The sequence below is a fragment of the Gillisia hiemivivida genome, assembly GCF_007997295.1.
Lineage (GTDB): Bacteria > Bacteroidota > Bacteroidia > Flavobacteriales > Flavobacteriaceae > Gillisia > Gillisia hiemivivida.
In genome coordinates, this window is record NZ_VORY01000020.1 from 1 (window position 1) to 18,643 (window position 18,643).

The 18,643-nt window shown below is 35.4% G+C and carries 19 protein-coding genes; 6 read left to right on the top strand and 13 right to left on the bottom strand.

What is annotated here, in order from left to right:
• The first annotated feature begins 1,154 nt into the window (after positions 1-1,154).
• Positions 1,155-1,637 carry a DUF4199 domain-containing protein gene (locus ES724_RS13385; RefSeq protein WP_146933725.1) on the top strand — a complete coding sequence of 161 codons (483 nt, stop codon included), beginning with the start codon at positions 1,155-1,157 and terminating at the stop codon, positions 1,635-1,637.
• Between the two features lie 282 nt (positions 1,638-1,919).
• Here ES724_RS13385 and ES724_RS13390 read toward each other — a convergent pair whose 3' ends face one another.
• The 4 genes from ES724_RS13390 to ES724_RS13405 are packed head-to-tail and all read right to left on the bottom strand — an operon-like array spanning position 1,920 to position 5,154.
• Positions 1,920-2,612 carry a peptidoglycan DD-metalloendopeptidase family protein gene (locus ES724_RS13390; RefSeq protein ID WP_146933727.1) on the bottom strand — a complete coding sequence of 231 codons (693 nt, stop codon included), beginning with the start codon at positions 2,610-2,612 and terminating at the stop codon, positions 1,920-1,922.
• A 23-nt stretch (positions 2,613-2,635) separates the two neighbouring features.
• A complete protein-coding gene (locus ES724_RS13395; RefSeq protein ID WP_146933729.1) occupies positions 2,636-4,036 on the bottom strand; it encodes a hypothetical protein in 1,401 nt (466 codons plus the stop codon).
• A complete protein-coding gene (locus ES724_RS13400) occupies positions 4,017-4,619 on the bottom strand; it encodes a hypothetical protein (protein ID WP_146933731.1) in 603 nt (200 codons plus the stop codon). The genes ES724_RS13395 and ES724_RS13400 overlap by 20 nt, the downstream gene beginning before the upstream one ends.
• Positions 4,603-5,154 (bottom strand): RNA polymerase sigma factor, encoded by a 552-nt coding sequence (locus ES724_RS13405; RefSeq protein WP_146933733.1) that lies wholly within the window; start codon positions 5,152-5,154, stop codon positions 4,603-4,605. The genes ES724_RS13400 and ES724_RS13405 overlap by 17 nt, the downstream gene beginning before the upstream one ends.
• A gap of 414 nt (positions 5,155-5,568) precedes the next feature.
• Here ES724_RS13405 and ES724_RS13410 point away from each other — a divergent pair, with 414 nt between their 5' ends.
• Positions 5,569-6,153 carry a DUF2911 domain-containing protein gene (locus ES724_RS13410; protein WP_146933735.1) on the top strand — a complete coding sequence of 195 codons (585 nt, stop codon included), beginning with the start codon at positions 5,569-5,571 and terminating at the stop codon, positions 6,151-6,153.
• A gap of 49 nt (positions 6,154-6,202) precedes the next feature.
• Here ES724_RS13410 and ES724_RS13415 read toward each other — a convergent pair whose 3' ends face one another.
• Entirely contained in the window at positions 6,203-6,628 is a 426-nt protein-coding gene (locus ES724_RS13415) for an organic hydroperoxide resistance protein (protein ID WP_146933737.1), read from the bottom strand.
• Between the two features lie 104 nt (positions 6,629-6,732).
• Between ES724_RS13415 and meaB the strand changes: the two genes are divergently transcribed.
• Both meaB and ES724_RS13425 read left to right on the top strand, forming a co-directional pair.
• Entirely contained in the window at positions 6,733-7,815 is a 1,083-nt protein-coding gene (gene meaB, locus ES724_RS13420; RefSeq protein WP_146933739.1) for a methylmalonyl Co-A mutase-associated GTPase MeaB, read from the top strand.
• A 378-nt stretch (positions 7,816-8,193) separates the two neighbouring features.
• Positions 8,194-9,834 (top strand): ArnT family glycosyltransferase, encoded by a 1,641-nt coding sequence (locus tag ES724_RS13425; RefSeq protein ID WP_246136881.1) that lies wholly within the window; start codon positions 8,194-8,196, stop codon positions 9,832-9,834.
• Here the strand turns inward: ES724_RS13425 and ES724_RS13430 are convergent.
• The 3 genes from ES724_RS13430 to ES724_RS13440 form a co-directional block, all read right to left on the bottom strand.
• Positions 9,824-10,396: a phosphatase PAP2 family protein gene (locus tag ES724_RS13430; RefSeq protein ID WP_146933741.1), complete on the bottom strand. Its 573-nt coding sequence runs from the start codon at positions 10,394-10,396 to the stop codon at positions 9,824-9,826. The two genes, ES724_RS13425 and ES724_RS13430, sit on opposite strands and share 11 nt — an antisense overlap.
• A gap of 192 nt (positions 10,397-10,588) precedes the next feature.
• Positions 10,589-10,816 carry a hypothetical protein gene (locus ES724_RS13435; RefSeq protein ID WP_026839510.1) on the bottom strand — a complete coding sequence of 76 codons (228 nt, stop codon included), beginning with the start codon at positions 10,814-10,816 and terminating at the stop codon, positions 10,589-10,591.
• A 237-nt stretch (positions 10,817-11,053) separates the two neighbouring features.
• The gene (locus ES724_RS13440) at positions 11,054-12,403 is read right to left on the bottom strand and encodes an MATE family efflux transporter (protein WP_146933743.1); all 1,350 of its coding nucleotides are present in this window, start codon (positions 12,401-12,403) and stop codon (positions 11,054-11,056) included.
• 13 nt (positions 12,404-12,416) lie between these two features.
• On the opposite strand from ES724_RS13440, the gene ES724_RS16530 reads away from it, so the two are divergent.
• Complete coding sequence (locus tag ES724_RS16530; RefSeq protein ID WP_170249899.1) at positions 12,417-12,581, top strand: hypothetical protein; 165 nt, start codon at positions 12,417-12,419, stop codon at positions 12,579-12,581.
• A gap of 49 nt (positions 12,582-12,630) precedes the next feature.
• On the opposite strand, the gene ES724_RS13445 is transcribed toward ES724_RS16530, so the two are convergent.
• Together ES724_RS13445 and ES724_RS13450 are read right to left on the bottom strand one after the other, a co-directional pair.
• Positions 12,631-14,046, bottom strand: coding sequence for a M20/M25/M40 family metallo-hydrolase (locus tag ES724_RS13445; protein WP_146933745.1), 1,416 nt, complete (start codon positions 14,044-14,046; stop codon positions 12,631-12,633).
• A 32-nt stretch (positions 14,047-14,078) separates the two neighbouring features.
• Positions 14,079-14,963: a PPK2 family polyphosphate kinase gene (locus tag ES724_RS13450; RefSeq protein WP_146933747.1), complete on the bottom strand. Its 885-nt coding sequence runs from the start codon at positions 14,961-14,963 to the stop codon at positions 14,079-14,081.
• Positions 14,964-15,040: 77 nt separating this feature from the next.
• Between ES724_RS13450 and ES724_RS13455 the strand changes: the two genes are divergently transcribed.
• Positions 15,041-15,628 carry a hypothetical protein gene (locus tag ES724_RS13455; protein WP_146933749.1) on the top strand — a complete coding sequence of 196 codons (588 nt, stop codon included), beginning with the start codon at positions 15,041-15,043 and terminating at the stop codon, positions 15,626-15,628.
• Between the two features lie 24 nt (positions 15,629-15,652).
• Here the strand turns inward: ES724_RS13455 and ES724_RS13460 are convergent, their stop codons facing one another.
• The 3 genes from ES724_RS13460 to ES724_RS13470 are packed head-to-tail and all read right to left on the bottom strand — an operon-like array spanning position 15,653 to position 18,643.
• Positions 15,653-16,819, bottom strand: a complete 1,167-nt coding sequence (locus ES724_RS13460) for a sigma-54-dependent transcriptional regulator (protein ID WP_146933751.1) — start codon at positions 16,817-16,819, stop codon at positions 15,653-15,655.
• Complete coding sequence (locus tag ES724_RS13465; protein WP_146933753.1) at positions 16,819-17,724, bottom strand: DUF6268 family outer membrane beta-barrel protein; 906 nt, start codon at positions 17,722-17,724, stop codon at positions 16,819-16,821. The genes ES724_RS13460 and ES724_RS13465 overlap by 1 nt, the downstream gene beginning before the upstream one ends.
• Positions 17,708-18,643, bottom strand: a complete 936-nt coding sequence (locus tag ES724_RS13470) for a mechanosensitive ion channel family protein (protein ID WP_146933755.1) — start codon at positions 18,641-18,643, stop codon at positions 17,708-17,710. Before ES724_RS13470 ends, ES724_RS13465 begins: the two co-directional genes overlap by 17 nt.

An 18,643-nucleotide genomic window follows, 5' to 3' on the forward strand; every position in this document is an offset into this window, starting at 1 on the left:
CATTTCCCGAGGAATCGGGATGTCGAAATGTGATTGAATGGTAATATTGATACTTCGAAAAACTAAGGTTTTAGACATTTGCAAAATTGTCATTCTGAACGCAATGAAATGAAGTGAAGAATCTCTGCAAATTAAAGAGATTTTTCCTTCGTCGAAATGACATTTTTTAAAGTTATCGCATTTCCAGTAGGATCGGGATGTCGATATATAATTGCACAATTCAAGCCGTTAAAAACTTCGACCTCAGTTTGACATTTTATGTTACACAGAAGATTATATTGAATTGTCACATTGAGCTTGTCGAAATGTGATTGAATGGTAATATTGATACTTCGAAAAACTAAGGTTTTAGAAATTTTCAATATTGTCATTCTGAACGCAATGAAATGAAGTGAAGAATCTCTGTGAATTAAAGAGATTCCTCCTTCGTCGGAATGACACTTTTATAAGATTGTCCCATTTCCAGTGAGATCGGGATGTCGAAATGTGATTGAATGGTAATATTGATACTTCGAAAAACTAAGGTTTTAGAAATTTTCAATATTGTCATTCTGAACGCAATGAAATGAAATGAAGAATCTCTGTAAATTAAAGAGATTCCTCTTTCGGCGCAATGACATTTTTTCAACGTTGTCCCATTTCCCGAGGGATCTGGATGTCGATATATAATTACACAATTCAAGCCGTTAAAAACTTCGACAGGCTCAGTTTGACATTTTATGTTACACAGAAGATTATATTGAATTGTCACATTTCCCGAGGAATCGGGATGTCGAAATGTGATTGAATGGTAATATTGATACTTCGAAAAACTAAGGTTTTAGACATTTGCAAAATTGTCATTCTGAACGCAATGAAATGAAGTGAAGAATCTCTGTAAATTAAAGAGATTCCTCCTTCGTCGGAATGACATTTTTTAAAGTTATCGCATTTCCAGTGAGATCGGGATGTCTAAATGTGATTAAATAGCTGTCTTGACACTTCTAAAGGCTCGGAATGACAAATAACGTAAAACCTACAAAACAATTAAGATCCTGAAACATCATGCTGCCTCGGGACAGTATTACGGACTTCGTAATTTGAGAGAGCTTCTTTTCTCAAGAAAATAAATCTAAGTTTTTTCTACCTTTAGCCTAATAACCAAGTGCAATATCATGGATAAATTTACAATTGAAATTAAGTGGGGTGTTATTTTTACCGTTTTAGCCTTGCTTTGGATGGTTTTTGAAAAAACAATGGGTTGGCATGATGTACTTATCGCTAAACAAGCCATTTACACTAACTTCTTCGGAATCTTTGCAGTATTAGTTTATTTTCTCGCGATTAGGGATAAAAAAATAAACTTTTATAATAGACAAATGACTTGGCGCCAAGGTTTTGTGGCCGGAATAATAGTAACCATTGTAGTTACATTTCTTGCTCCCTTATCACAATTCGTAACCAGCAACTATATTACTCCCGATTATTTTGAGAATGTAATTGCATATAGTGTAGAAACAAAAGTGATGACCCAAGAACAAGCTGAAGCGTATTTCAATCTAAAATCCTATATTATTCAAGCTACTTTTGGTGCCTTGGTAATGGGTGTAGTAACCTCTGCCGCAGTTGCATGGTTTCTAAAAACAAAGAAAGAGTAAGCTATTTAGCAAAAAAAATGCTGTCATTTCGAAGGAGCCTTTCGCGACTGAGAAATCCCTTCTTTACTTGAAGTTTTAAACTCCATTGAGATCTCTCACTACGTTCGAAATGACAAATCGGGAAATTATCTTCTACCAAAAAGTGTCATTTCGAAGAAGGCTTTCGCAACTGAGAAATCTCTTCTTTACTTTACACATATAATTCAATTGAGATCTCTCACTACGTTCGAGATGACAAAAAATTCAAGAAAACTGGACAGAAAAACTTAAAATCAAATTGATTTAATCAATCTTCAACAACAGATTAGGATCTGGGCAGTTGTCCAGATAAAAGTCTAGTTTATCTGCAGATGCAACTCCCGGATAATCCCCTGTATATCCTTGAATATCCTTAATAACTTGAAAATGTAAATGCGGAGCATAATCTCCATTTACCTTGTGGGAACCAAGAGTTCCAATTTTATCTCCGGCTTCCACGATCTGGCCGAAACTTAATTTTTTAATGGAGTCTTTGCTTAGATGTCCATATAGAGTATAAAAGGTTCTATCTCCCACAATATGTTCTAGAATAATTGTTGGGCCATAATTACCAAAACCTTCATTCTCCTTAAAGCTATGTACTGTGCCTTCTAAAGCTGCTAGAACTGCAGTCCCAGCATCACACCAAAAATCCAAACCTATATGTATATTTCTTGAAGAAGGGCTTGTTTCGCCTTTAAAGATGACACTACGCTGGTATAGCGTGCGTTTCTCATTATAACCTCCATAAGCCACTTTTGCTTTCTTGGAAGCAACATATCCATCTATAAAAGTCTTCACTGCAATTGCAGATGGAATAGGCATCTCCCTAATATCTTTATTTGTTTCAGAAAGATCTATGTGAACAAAATCCTTCTTTGCAAAGGTTTTATCTAAGACAGGAGTAAATTCATTCGTGCAATCTTTTAGAAATTCAGCGAAATTTGATTTGAACATGAGCTATTTTTTTCAAAAATAACTTATTTTATATACACGTCGCTAAAACTTGCATTTATGTTAACACTTCCATTTCCGTCCTTAGCTTTATAGTATCCATTAAGAATCTCATTATCATAAGATTTGGTAGCTTTTATAGAAGGTGTTTTTGGATATTCAATATTGCTTTGAGTACCATTGTAATTGAAATTTAAAGCAGCGCTAGGTAAAGAAAGTCTTAAGTCACTATTTTCTAAAGTGATATCTAGATTTTTAAATCCCGATCCCAATTTCCCTACAGCAAGTTCGCCAAAGGTTCCCGAAAGTATTCCGGTTTCAGTTATTTCCTTTATGCTTACATCGCTGGAATTAGAGATGAGTTTAATGCTTTTTACTTTCCCTATTTCGCAGTTTTCCACATAATTGGTTTTAAGCACTCCATAATTCCAAATATTCACATTTATTGGACTATATGATACTTTAACTTCTGTTTTCTCGCCTTCAATGATATTGGCAGATAGTTTACTGTGTGATAAATTCGCTTTTAAATTGGTAGTTTTTTCTCCCAATTTCAATTCGCCATATCTCACATCAAGATCTAATTTAGCATTTCTGGGGATTTTAATTTTAATGATCCGCTTGCCTTGAGAAGAAGCTTTGGTTGTTTCCTTTTCACCTCCTTTAAAATTTTGTTTTCCTTCCATTTCTTTACCAAAATTCTCTCCCCAGTTTTCCATTTTTCTTCCAAAATCTTCGCCCCATTTTTCCATATCCTTTCCAAAATTCTTCTCGAATTCTTCTCCCCAAGCTTCCATTTTCTTTTCAAAATTTTTCTCCCATCCCTCAGAGTTCTTCTCGAATTGTTTCCCCCAGGCTTCCATAGATTTTTCGAAGTCCTTTCCGAAATTCTTCTCCATTTTTTTCTCCCACTTCTCCATATACTTGTCCCCATCTTTTTTGTAGGCATCATAATCGAAGTCCATATTCCCTATCTTCTCATGAAATTCTGCTGGTAACGGATTTTTACTGATGTTCTCCAACATAGGCGCTATCATATCGGTCATCATTGGCCCCAAGATATCTTGCAGTTCTCCCATAGATTCGGTTAAAGAAGAAAGATCCATATCTATATTTAAATTCATTGCAGTCCCTCCACCAGAGCTGATCTCAATTTTTTCTGAACTCCCTGAAGTTTCCAGTTTCCAGCTTTCCAAAGCTTTTTTAGCATCTTCGCTTTTTAAATTTCCTGGTTCTAGATAGGCTTCTATAGCTACTTCGTTCTTATCCCAATTCTCAATGATTATATTGGTGTATTTTGCATCTATCACCACAGAAACATCCTGTTTTGTTTTATAAGTCTTCTCAAGTTTTTTAGTTTGAGCAAATATCCCTGCAGAAAATAATAAGCAAAATAGTAGGGTATAATTAGGCTTTATGGTTTTCATTATTGGTGTTTTTAGTTTGTTTAATTTCATTTAATTTATTCTTGAGTTTGTACAATAAGTCCAAACGAAATTGAAGATTTTCGACCATAGCTTCAATAGTTTGCTCATTAGGGCCCATCTCATTAAACTCAGCATTCAAGCGTTTATATTCTGTATTTAATTCTGACATCTTTCCCATAAAGGAATCTATCAAGGCCTTGTTTGAAGGATTTACTTCCAGCTTAGCCAGTTCCATATTGATCCCTGCTAAATAATAGTTTTCAATCTTTTTAAAATCTGGAGAAACCTCACTTAGCTGAAATTCTTTTACAGGAATCTCATTTTTTTCGTCTTCAGCTTCCGGGGTAGCAACAATCGGAGTTTCATTGTTTATAATGACGTCTCTGTTAAAGAACAAGGTGCCAATCCCTAAAGCAACAATAAACACAGCTGCAATTTTTAGAAAGAAATATTTATTGGTCTTTTTTTCTTGTGGAAGCTTGTTATCTAACCTCGCTTCAAAGCGTTTTTGATGCCCTTTGCTTAGTTTTTCTGAAGTCCAAGGCTCATCATCCTTGAACATTTTTCTAATATCCTGTGCCATTTCTAAATACTTTTAATTTTTCCTGTAATTTTTTCTTTCCTCTATGTACCAGTGTTCTGGAAGCTACCTGAGAGATCTTCAATATTTCTGAAATTTCCTCATGATCATAACCTTCAATTAAGTAGAGCATAAGTGGGTATTTATACTTTTCTGGAAGCTCCTGAATTTCAGCTTTCACTTCTTCTACTCCAATTCCATCATCCACCTGCCAATCTTGAGACTCATCATCTGCTACTTTCTCTATCAGTTGTTCGTTAAGCGCAACATATTCCAACTTTTTTGCTTTTAACTGATCCAGGCATTTATTGATCACGATTCGTTTTAACCATGCGCCAAAAGTGACTTCTCCGGAATATTGATGAAGTTTAGCAAAGGCTTTAATAAATGCTTCTTGCATGGCATCCTCAGCCTCTGCTGTATCCCGAAGAAATCTGCTGGCCACAATGAACATTCCATCACAATAACTGTTATAAAGTTTTAATTGTGCTTTTCTGTTGTTGGCACGACAATCTTCTATGAGTTGATGCTTTAACAAAATTTAATAATGCTTAGTTAGTATTTAAAAGACGATCTAAAAATTCTCCTGTTGCAAAATTTAGCAGTTTTTTTTCTGAAAAAAGTATTTCTGAAAGGTTTTGCATAATTTTAATTGGATACCGTTTTTCACTCACATATATCCTGTTCCCAAACATCGGGAGTTTCAGGCTAACCTCCAGACTTACTAGGATACTGAAACAATTGAGATAGCCATCAGAACAACATGACGAAAAACCTGAATATAGCTGGTTAAAAGTGATTTCCAGCCTTAAACTGGATATCGTATTTTTGATTGACAATTTCCTATAATTTAAGAGAATTGGTATAGTTTTAGAAAAGTATTTTTAAATCAGTAATCTGGAGACAAGCTTATTAATTTATATTTATTTATGAAAATAAAGAATTTGCAAGCATGAAAAATTCGCAACGCTATACTATTATTAAAATTATTATTGCCGTAATAGCAGTAGTTATTGGAGGGGTCTTATTGTGGCGTTATTCTACCAAAGCTCATAGCCCTGAAGATTCAAGTGTGTTTTCTGAAGATTCTTTAAAAATGGAAGTTGTTTATAATAGACCCTATAAAAAAGGGAGAGAGGTTTTCGGGGGATTGGTACCTTATGGAGAAGTTTGGAGGACTGGAGCTAACGAAGCCACTACATTTTCAACCAATAAAGATGTTTTAGTTGATGGCTCACCGCTTAAAAGTGGAACCTATACTTTATGGACCATCCCTATGCAGAATTCCTGGAAAGTGATCTTTAATTCTAAAATGTATCCTTGGGGCATTAATCTGGAAAAAAAAGCATCTCGCGATCCCAATTTTGACGTTTTGGTATTAGAAGTGCCAATAACAAAGGTTCAGGATACCTTGGAGCAATTCAGCATTTATTTTGAAAAGTCAAACGATCTGGTTCTTTTCTACTTGGCTTGGGATGATATTAAGATAAGTGTTCCCATTAAAAATAAAAAAACTGTCCAAAAAAATAATTTCTGAACAGCTTTTTCTTCAACTAATTAGGATAATAGATTGAGATATTACTCAATTATTCATCCAACATTAAATTTAAAGTAACATCTATATTGTCTCTTGTAGCTCTAGAATAAGGACAAATTTCATGGGCTTCATTTACCAACTGCTCCCCTTTCTCTACTTCTACTCCAGGGATATAGCAGTCTAAAATAGCGGCCAATTGTAAATTACCATCTTCTAAACTTCCCAATTTCACAGTCGCAGTAACACTAAAATCACCAAGATCTACTTTATGTTTTTTTGCAATTACTTGTAAAGCACTTCCAAAACAGGAAGAATATCCAGCTGCAAACAACTGTTCCGGGTTAGTGAAATCTTCTCCTTTCCCACCCATACCTTTGGGCATACTCACTCTCATATCTAATATACCATCGTCACTTTTCACATGTCCTTCTCGTCCTCCAGAAGTTGTAACTTTGGCTTTGTACAATGTTTTCATCTTGTATATTTTTGATTATTTTTAATTAAATTTGAAGATACCAACATTAGCTATTTACTTCAAAAGAAGTGCTCATAAATTTGTCATAAATCTCGATTCTCACATTGTCTAAATCTACTAAAAAATCTGCTTTGCAACAATCAGCAAGCATACCTGCAACCCCAAATATTAATCCGGCATCAAAAGATAAGATCAAGGTCTCTAGGAAAAAGTTATTGGAAGATTCAGCTTTAGCAGCAAAACTATTAGCAGGAGACAAAACCGCTTTGAGCAGAGGGATCACTTTAGTTGAAAGCAACCAGAAAGAGCATAAGGCAATTGCTGAAAAACTTATTGAAGAATGCCTTCCTCATGCACACAGATCCCTTAGAATAGGAATCACAGGCGTTCCCGGGGTGGGAAAAAGCACTTTTATTGAAGCCTTTGGTAGTTACTTGATCCATCAGGGGAAAAAAGTTGCGGTGTTAGCGGTAGATCCAAGTAGCTCGGTTTCTCACGGAAGCATAATGGGCGACAAAACCCGAATGGAAAATCTGGTGACAGAAGAAAATGCTTTTATTAGGCCTTCTCCTTCTGGGGATTCCCTTGGAGGTGTTGCAAGAAAAACACGAGAATCTATCATTCTTTGTGAAGCGGCCGGCTTTGATATATTACTTATAGAAACGGTTGGCGTGGGACAAAGTGAGACCACTGTACATAGCATGACAGATTTTTTCTTACTACTGAAATTAGCCGGCGCGGGAGATGAATTACAAGGAATTAAACGCGGAATTATAGAAATGGCAGATTCTATAGTAATAAACAAAGCTGATGGAGACAACCTGAAAGCTGCACAAGCTGCCAGACTAGAGTTTAAAAGAGCTTTACATCTATATCCGCCCAAAGCCAGTGAATGGGAGCCAAAAGTGTCTTTATGCAGTGCATTAGAAGAAACAGGTATAACTGCTGTTTGGGAAATGATCTTAGAATATAAATCTTTAGTAGATAAAAACGATTATTTTGAAATCAATCGTCATAACCAAAATAAATTCTGGTTGTTACAAACCATTAATGAGCATTTAAAAAGTAGATTCTATCAAGATTCTGAGATCAAAAAAGCTTTAGATAAACAACTAAAAGCGATAGAAAATAATGAAACCACTCCCTTTGCAGCTGCAAAATTTTTGCTGAAACTACAAAGCCTTTAAAAATAAATTTAATTTTCCGTTAAGTGTCATAAACTGATAAAAGACGTCATTCTGGCCCGATCCTTTGGAAGTTTCAGAATCATATTTCACTCTAAATGAAAACAATAAATTGAGACCCTGAAACGATTCCGATAACTATCGGAACAGGGTGACGTGACAACTATCAGGGTGATGATATACTAATCAAGAACCTCGGGGCAAGCCCGCCCGAACGGTACGTGCGGGCCCACGAGATATGAATTGGAAAATACTTTTAAAAATTCGAGGCAAGCCCGCCTGAATGAAATTCTTTTCGGGCAGGCCTCGGGGAATTAAACCCTCAATGAGGGATTAAAACGAAAAACGCATATATAAAATAATATCTTTTACATTCGCCCCATGAATATTCTAAAAAAATTATATCATAATTACCCAGTACTATTACTCCTTCTATTAGGAGTTTTAATTTTTATCACCAATCTGGATGTACTGATGGTGAATATAATGGAAGCTCGTAATTTTATTAGCGCCAGGGAAATGCTCACTCATAACAACTGGATCTTTACTACGATGAATGAATCGGCACGTTATGAAAAACCTCCTTTCCCAACTTGGTTAACTGCAATCTCCGCCTTCCTATTTGGGATGGAAAGTTTGTTTGCATATCGTTTGCCAGCAGCGCTAACCTCGATTCTACTTCTTATAATATTTTATAAGCTTCAGCTGTTATTGGTTGTTAAAAAAAATGTTGCCTTTATTTCTAGTCTCATTTTAATGACCTCCTTTTATATTGTGTTTTCAGGAAGAGACGGCCAATGGGACATTTTCACTCATGCTTTTATGATGGGTGCTATTTATTTTATCATCCTCACGCTCAATTCTGATGTTAAAAAATACAGGTACGCTATAATTGCAGGATTATTTTTTGGTGCTTCCTTATTGAGCAAAGGCCCGGTTTCATTATATGCGCTATTTATACCTTATTTGATTAGTTACTCGCTCACTTATAAGTTCCGAAATCTAAAATTGAACTGGAAACCTATGCTTCTCTTTCTAATTATTGGTATAAGCACAGGAATTAGCTGGACCCTCTATGTGCATCATTACGATGCTGAAGCTTTCGCTGCCGTGGCCGAACTTGAAAGCAGTAGATGGCTTAATTATAACGTTCGTCCTTTCTGGTATTATTGGAGTTTCTTTACACAAAGCGGAATTTGGACTATTCCGGCATTTGTAAGCTTATTTTATTGGTATTTAAAACCAAGAGTTTCTAACCTAAAAGCCTATAAATTCTATATTCTATGGACCATATTTTCAGTTGTTTTATTGTCTATAATTCCTGAAAAGAAAAGCAGATACCTATTACCGGTATTAATTCCCTTAGCAATGACAACTGGCTTTTATGTAGAGTATATCATTAAGAATTTCGGTCGAAGATTATCGAAAATAGAGCGCTTCCCGGTTTATTTGAATTTTATAGTATTAACAATTATTGCAATAGCTGCTCCATTTGTACTTTATTATTTCTTCGGTACAGCAATCTGGGAGAAATCTTTCTATTTTCTTTTAGTAAGTAGCACTCTGGTTTTAGTTGGAATAGGCTTTGTATTTGGATTGCTTAGAAAGAGAGCCAAACTTCTATTTGGATTGCAATTCTTAATGATCCTGGTAATTTTAAATTTTGGCTTTCCCTTATTAGAATTGATCTCTCCACATAGAAATGAACCTAATATTGCATCGCTTATTAAATATGAAGAAGCTAAAAAAATTCAAATCTATGAAGTATCAGGAATTATTCCTGAACTTATATTTGAATACGGGAAACCTATGCCAGTGCTAAATTCTGAAGGAGATCTTCCTGCTGAAGCCAAGACTAAAAAAATTGGAATCTTAGTGCATCAAAATGGAAATCCTGAGTGGAAAGAAAATTTCCGAAGCTATAATTTTCAACTGATTGACACCTTAGATCTAAATCCAACAATGGCTAAAGGAGAAAACAGTCGGTTGATTCGAGAATTCTATGTTTTAACTAAAAAGTAATCTTGAATTTTTCGAGTGAAAATTTATGCAAAAAGGCAAATAATAAGCCTAGTAAAGTCCCAAGGAACATCCCGGTTATTACATCTAGAGGATAATGAACCCCAACATAGATTCTACTGTAAGTAACTATTACCGCCCAAATAAGTAGAAAATAAATCAGTTTTGGAAAAAACCTTTTCAGAATTAATCCAACAAAAATCGCTAAGGCTGTAGAGCTAGATGCATGTGCAGAAAAATAGCCGAACCTACCACAACGTACCGCAATAAACCTCGTAGCTTCCATCACACCTTCTTGTCTGCAAGGTCTGGGCCTTTCAAAACCATGTTTAAAAAGGTTCGCTAATTGATCGGTACATGTGATCATTAAAGCGACCAATACCATCGTGATTAAAGTCCCTTTAACACCAAGTTTTTTATAGATTAGAAATAACAATACCGCATACAAAGGAATGGCAGTCCATTTATCTGTGATCAAGAGCCAAAATGGATCCCAAGGCAGGCTGCCAAGATTGTTTAAATAAAGAAATAATTCTCTGTCGTACGCAATTAGTTGGTCTATCATTGAAAATTAATTGTATTTCCGTTTTTTAATAATAGTATATCGTCACCCTGTTCCGATAGCTATCGGAATGATTTCAGGGTCTCAATTTATTGTGTTCATTTAGAGTATAATGAGATTCTGAAACTCCCGAAGCCTTGGTACAGAATGACGTCTTTTATCAGTTTATGATATTTAGCGAACAATCAAAAAAAATTAATCGTCATACCTAGAAACTTCCCTGTCATAAAATTCACTTGCTTGTGTGATCAAGATCTCGGCTTCAGTAGCAAGTTCCTTTTCATCACTTTTATCAAAATCTTCCAACCACTCTACATCGTCGTTTTCCAAATTGATTATAAATCTTGGATACTCTGTGTGGATCACAAAGATTGCATCCGGAAAATCGGTATTATCACCTAAAAGAAATTTTGGGAATTCCATATTTTTTACTTTTTATAATTTTTCAGAAAAGCAATTTATTAATTGAGCCCTTCTTCCTCCTGTTCCGATTACTAGCCGAATTATTTCAGGATCATGATTATTTAGAATCTGCAATGTAATTTGTCAAACTAGCTATCGGGAAATGTAACAAACTGTTCCGATAGTTAACGGAATTATCTCAGAGTCTATTTTATTTTCAAAACTTCTAATTCTTACTGAAATCTCTTCAGCATAGAATTAATCAGCCTTCAGAATTAATTTTTTACTTAAATAATTGAACCTAAAATACAACATTATAGCCGATGCTGTTAGACCTGCTAACAACCCAAGCCAAATCCCCATACTACCTAAATTTTCTGCCTTTCCATAATATATAGAAACCGGAAATCCGATTATCCAATAGGCAACAAAACAAATAAGAGTTGGGATCTTTACATCTTGAAGCCCTCTAAGCGCTCCCAAGATCACCACCTGCAAACCATCACTTAATTGGAATAAAGCAGCAACAACTAATAATTGAGCCGCTAAAACAATTACATCTACATTATCTATGTAGAATGTTGGCAACCAATCTTTCATTAAAATGAAGAGAATGGCAAAAACAGCTTCAATTAAAAATACCAATAAGAACGTGGAAAATGCAATTCTCCGGAGTTCTTTATAATTACGCAAGCCTTTTTGATTTCCGACCCGTATTGTAGCAGTTACTCCCAGGCCAACGGCAATCATAAAAGTCATAGAAGCAAGATTAAGTGCTATTTGATTTGCGGCCTGTGGATTTGTACCCAACATTCCGGCTAAGAAGATCGTTCCGGTAAATATTGCTACTTCAAAGAACATTTGTAAAGCAGTAGGAAATCCTAGAGCAAATATTCTTTTGAAGATTGCAAGCTTAAAAAATTCATTTTTAGACCACACAAAATATTGCTTAAATTTCTTCTTCTTTCTCAATACTTCCCATAAGAACCATAACATAAAGAATCTTGAGATCAGGGTTCCTATGGCTGCTCCTTCCAATTCCAGTCTTGGGAAGATCCAAACTCCGTAGATCAGTAAAAAATTGAATATCACATTCACCACATTTGCCAATAAAGTGGCATACATGGCATATTTTGTTTGCGATAATCCATCGGCAAACTGCTTGTAAGCTTGGAAGATCATTAAAGGGATCATTGAGAATGCAACTATTTCCAGATATGGAATAGCTAAGGCAACCACTTCTGGCGGCTGATCTAAATGATACAAAATAGGTTTAGCTAATAATAAAAGTAAGAATAGTGCTATCCCATTCACAGTGCACAACATCACGCCATGATGGAAATAACTTCTCCCCTTTTCTATATTCCCCGCCCCATCTGCCTCAGCAATTAATGGGGTTATAGCAAAAGAGAAACCAATCCCTAAAGACAAGGCGATAAAAACCAAACTATTTCCTAAGGAAACTGCAGCTAATTCTGCGGCACCTAGCTGGCCGATCATCAAATTATCGGCTAGCCCAACCAAAACATGACCCAATTGGCCCATCATAATGGGAAAGGCTATAGTTAAATTGTATTTGAACTCTTTGGTGTAGGCTGTTAACTGCAATTTCAAAAATTAAGTGGCAAAGATAACAGGATTTGTTTGGGCAAAAATTGAATTCTATTTTAATTTTCTAAAAATCATGGCTGATCTTTTTGTAGAAAAATCAAAAACCTCGGGGCAAGCCCGCCCGAACGGTACGGGCGGGCCTCGGGGAACCTTCCCAGCCGGTCAGGCGGGTTAAACCCGCAATGAGGGATTAAAATGGAATTCTTAAGAATTGATAATATTACCTAAAGTTTTGAGACTCCTGAATTAGTTGAAATTCCGTACTTATCTACTAAGTAAATCAAAGATGCCATCGTTGCAGCACCTAATTCCAACTCCCTTTTATTAATATGCTCGAAAGTGTCATTTTCTGAATGATGATGATCGAAATAACGTTGAGAATCTGGCACTAATCCCGCAAGTACAATTTCACCATTTTTCAAAGGACCTATATCTGCTCCACCATGACCTAACTCGAAGTAGTGAATTAAATAAGGTTTAAACAAGGATTCCCATGCGGCTATTTGATCAAATTGATCTTGTTTTGCTTCAAAAGAAAATCCTCTGGGAGTGAATCCTCCAGAATCACTTTCTAAGGCAAAAATATGATTTTCATTCTTTTCTACAGCTACCTCAGCATATTTATTACCACCACGTAATCCATTCTCTTCATTCATGAATAAGACTACACGAATACTTCTTTTTGGCTTAATTCCAGATTCTTTTAATAATCGCAATACTTCCATAGATTGAACCACTCCAGCTCCGTCATCATGAGAACCATCTCCTACATCCCAAGAATCTAAATGTCCGCCTACTACTATATACTCATCAGGAAATTCACTACCGGTGATCTCACCAATCACATTATAACTTTGTACATCTGGTAGTTGTTCACTATTCAGCTTAAAATAAACTTCGGCTTTCTTTTCGATTTTCAAAAGACTGCTTAAATATTCAGCATCATTCGTGCTTATAGCTGCTGCAGGAATTCTTTGAGAAGGTCTTAATTCGCCATAACTCATAGTTCCAGTATGAGGAAAATCGTCCAGCCTTAAATTCATAGATCTTACCAACACTCCAATTGCTCCATATTTTGCAGCTTCTGCCGCTCCAGAATATCGCTGATCTACACAACCTCCATAGGCCTCAAAAGTATTTATAAGATCTGCCCGCATTGGTCTATTATAAAAAACGATCTTCCCTTTTATTTGCTCCTCGCCATATCTTGCAAGATCTTCTATTCCTTGCACTTCTATCACCTGAGCTTTTGCACCGCCCACAGGTGTAGATACAGAACCTCCTAATGCAGTGATATTAATGTTTCTAGTGCTACCAGGAGCCGTTTCTATGTAAGCAAATTCCTTTGCTCCACGCACCCATTTTGGAACCATAACGGGTTGTAACCAGACTTTATCTAATCCTAAAGTCTCTAATTCCTTTTTTGTGTATTCTACCGCCATTTGGGCATCTAAAGATCCAGAAAGCCTTCCTCCAATATCGTTGGATAAATGTTCTAACCATTGATAGGATTTGCCATTAAGCAAAGACATATCATATAATTTTCGAAGATTTAAAGAATCTTCTTGCTTGTTATTGATTTGTGAAAATGATAGCTGACTACATAAAATGGAAAGTCCTACTATAAATATTTTTCTCATTGATACTGTTTTTTTGAATTTTAAAAAGGTAATTATAAGGTTTCTTTTTTTAAGATCTCCTTGTATTCTTCAAGATTATTTTTAATCTCTTGAGATAACTCCGGCTCCTGAACATCCTTATATTCTGTAAGCACATCGTACAATATTTTAGCGACCAAATAACGTGCCGTGTCCTTATCATCTGCCGGGATAATATACCAAGGAGCGTGAGATTTGGAAGTCGAATTAATAGCGATTTCGTAGGCATGCTGATATTCGTCCCATAATTTGCGCTCTTTAAGATCGGCCGGAGAAAATTTCCAGTTCTTTTCAGATTTATTCAATCTGCGTAATAAGCGTTGACGTTGCTCTTCTTTTGAAAGGTGAAGGAAAAATTTAAAGATCAAGGTGCCATTTTCGGCAATATGTTTTTCAAAATTTCTAATGGAATTAAAACGCTCTTCCCAAAATTCTTCATTTATATCTTCCAGACTATTAACCTCTGGTAAATTTGATTCTAGAATATATTCTGGATGCACTCGGGTAACAAGTACATTTTCGTAATGAGTCCTATTGAATATTCCAAACTTACCCCGAGCAGGTAGGGCAATATAATGTCTCCATAAAAAATCATGCTTGAGTTCCAAAGGTGTTGGCACTTTAAAACTGTGCACTACGACTCCTCTGGAATTAAAATTTTTAAAGACTTCCCTTATCATACTATCCTTACCCGCAGTATCCATTCCTTGAATACAAATTAGCACAGCATACTTACCATGTGCGTATAACTTATCCTGCCATTTACCTAGTTTCACTCTAGTATCTTTGAGTAGATTTTTAACTTTTTTGTCGCTGATTTCCATAGGATAGGAAGTCGCTTTATTCTTTAATTCAATTTCAGAATCTATTCGAAAATGTTTAAGATCTAATTTATCCATATTCTAAATCGTTGAATGCTAAATATACAATCTTTAAGAAACATATTTTTTTTATATTCGCCATTAAATTGATTAGCTTGGAGAGAGAAGAACTTATACAGAATTTTGCCGCATTACTCAAGGAAATCCCTAGTTCTATGGAGTTGGTAAAGGATGATTCTAAAAGGGATCAACGATTCCTTTATTTGGCAACACATATGGTTGATAAGGCCCTTAAGAAGGATGCCCTTATTATATCTGAAAATCAAAAAGGTTTTGCCATACTTTTTAAAACAAGCAAAAATGATGATAACTTTTGGCAAGAATTGCCTGAGCAATTAGGTCTTGTTTGGAATGTTACAGGGATAACGAAGGCTTTAAAAATCTTAAAGACACAAAAATATATTAAGAGCCAACGCCCACAGGAGGGTGAATATTTATACTGTTGGTTTTGGGGGATTTTAGAAGGTTCTCGCGGGGCAGACAAACAAGTGGGAAAAGAAATGAAAGACGAATTTTACCGTCAGGCAAATCTTTATAATATTCCGTTATATGCTGAAACCAGAATGCGCCAAAATTCGTTGGTATATCAACGTTTTGGGTTCGAACTTTTTAATACCTGGGAACATCCAAGTGGAGACACAATGTATTTTTTAAGATACTTACCAAACTCTTCTAAGAAATAATTTAATTGAAGTTTGTTTAGCTCTTTAAGATTTACTTGCAAAGAGTTTTACATCTTCTTCAGTAACCTCAGAACCTCCAAGAATAATAAGACGTTCTACAACATTCCGTAATTCACGAATGTTTCCTGTCCAGTCATAATCCTGTAGTTGCTTCACTGCTTTTTCAGTAAACACCTTCACATTACTCCCATGCTCTTCTGCAATTTTTTCTGAAAAGAAATTTATCAGTAGCGGAATATCATCTCTACGCTCATTTAAGGGTGGTACTTTAACGAGGATCACCGCTAATCTATGATATAGATCTTCTCTGAATTTTTTATCTTCTATTTCCTTTTTAAGATCTTTATTTGTAGCCGCAACTATTCTAACATCTACTTTAATATCCTTATCGCTCCCAACCCGAGAGATCTTATTTTCTTGCAACGCACGTAAAACTTTAGCTTGAGCAGAAAGGCTCATATCACCAATTTCATCTAAGAAGATGGTGCCGCCATTTGCAGCTTCAAATTTCCCTGCTCTATCCTTATTTGCTGAAGTAAATGCTCCTTTTACATGCCCGAAAAGTTCACTTTCAATTAATTCTGAAGGGATAGCAGCACAATTCACCTCTATCATAGGACCGCTAGAGCGATCACTTTTTTCATGTATCCAATGCGCCACCAATTCTTTACCTGTACCGTTAGGCCCAGTAATTAGGACTCTGGCATCGGTTTGTGCAACTTTTTCTATAATTTCTTTAATGGAAGTGATCGCAGGAGATTCCCCTATCATCTGGTATTTTTTTCCTACTTTTTTCTTAAGAAGTGTGTTTTCTACAACCAATTCTTTCCTGTCCAAAGCATTGCGAACAGTGTTCAATAATCTATTGAGATCTGGAGGTTTAGAAATATAGTCGAAAGCACCCATTTTCATTGTGTTTACGGCTGTATCTAGATCTCCGTGCCCAGAGATCATAACTACTGGAACTTCTGGTTTTATCTTTTTTATGGCTTCAAGCACTTCGATGCCATCCATTTTTGGCATCTTGATATCGCATAAGACAAGATCGTATTCTTCATCTTTTATTTTCTCTATCCCTATCAATCCATCTTCAGCTTCTTCTAACTGATAGGTTTTGTTTTCTTCAGAAAGAATTTTAACTAAAACCCTGCGTATTGATGCTTCATCTTCTATTACTAAAATCTTTGCCATTATAATATACTGAATTTAAGACCTGTACGGCCATATAAAGAATTTGTATCGTTTATGGTATATACCCTATCCTGATTTTCATCTCTCAAACGAATGTCATTAATAAGGCTATGACCACCGTAAATATAAAAAGAAAAATACTCCGAGAACTTCAATTCGTATCCAATCCCAGATAAAACTGTAGTAATAGATATATTTTGAGCTAGTTTCTTATCTAATGAGGTAACTGCATTTGGATTAAATTTCTCTTGAATATTTGCATAAAACCCATCTACAGTTACAAATGCCTGCAAAGCACTTTTTTCACCCAGGTAGTATCTTAGATTAGTTTTTGGTACTCCCAAGGTATAAGACCATTTAGGATGTACCCTTTTATAGTAATTAATAATAGGCAAGGGAAAATTTATACTTGTAGAAGTAGAATAACGAAGCCCTAGAATTAATCTCCAAGGTTGAATAAATCGTTGGTCTTTTTTAGATTTTATAAAAAATATTGTTCCTGTATACTCAACATCTTCACTTTGTAGTTTTTCTGTTTCAAAATTAGAAGTAGCATTTACCTCTCCTTGTATCCCAAACCGCCATTCTTCACTCATTTTAAAAGTGTATCCTAAACTAAAGGTGTAGGATTGTAAATGTTCCAAGTTTTCTGTGGGAAAAGGAGCAGCATCTTTATACTGGAAATTGATATTTTCATATTGAATTCCGGGTATTAAATAAGCACCGCTATCATTCAGTTTAACAGGAAATTTAAGTGAAGACCTGAAACGACTAAATGAATTATCTGAATTGGACTGAGGGAAATTAGTGTATTCTATCCTCGCTAAATCGGCCGACTGAGCATTCGTTTTTGTAGTTATCCCAATAAAACACAAGAATAAAATTGTGTTAAGTATTTTCTTCATTTGCGGGCGGAATTGTCGGAGTACTTGTCTTAGCCGGATAAAACATATGTACATCTCGCTGAGGGAAAGGAATGGTAATACCATTTATTCTAAACTTATGATCTATTTTAAACCTCAACTGACTTTTAATTTTAGGATCTACAAAGCTGTCTGTAACGAAAAAATGTAGGGAAAAAACCAATGCCGAATCTCCAAAATCTTCGAAAAGCACGAAAGGTTCAGGCTTTTTAACAATTCCTGTTTGCTCTCTTGCACATTCCAATAATATTGCTTCAACCCTTTCTGTATCGCTTCCATAGGCCACACCAACCTTAACAAATTCACGTGTAGATCTATGATTTTGAGTGTAATTGAATAAAATCTCACTTATAAATTTATGATTAGGAATAATCATCACCTTATCATCTCGAGTAAGTACCCGAGTAGTTCTTAATTTAATGTTTATCACTCTTCCTACTCTTCCATCTATCTCTATAATATCTCCTACCAAAAGAGATTTATCTACGATAATAAACAAACCTCCTATAACATCCTGAAAGAGTTCTTGCAACGCTAAACCAAGACCAACAAATAATGCTGCAGATGCAGTTAGAAGTACTGTAATATTGATTCCAGCTGAACTTAAGGTGACAATAATAACAATTAGATATACTAAGTATTTTATGAATTTAAATACACTTATAAATTTTAACTTATCATTTTCTTCAAGTTTCCTAGTCAAGAAAACGCGTGTTAACCTAAGTGCTATAGTGGTAATAACAAAAGTAAAAATCACTAAAAGAACTACCCCTACGGTTATATGCACTCCGTCTGTTTCTTCCCCCGTAAAAGGATAAAGGGTAATATTCAGGAAATCTTGGATCAAGCCCCAGATATCTTGTTCTATCACTTCTTTAACTTTCTCTACTTTCCCTTGCAT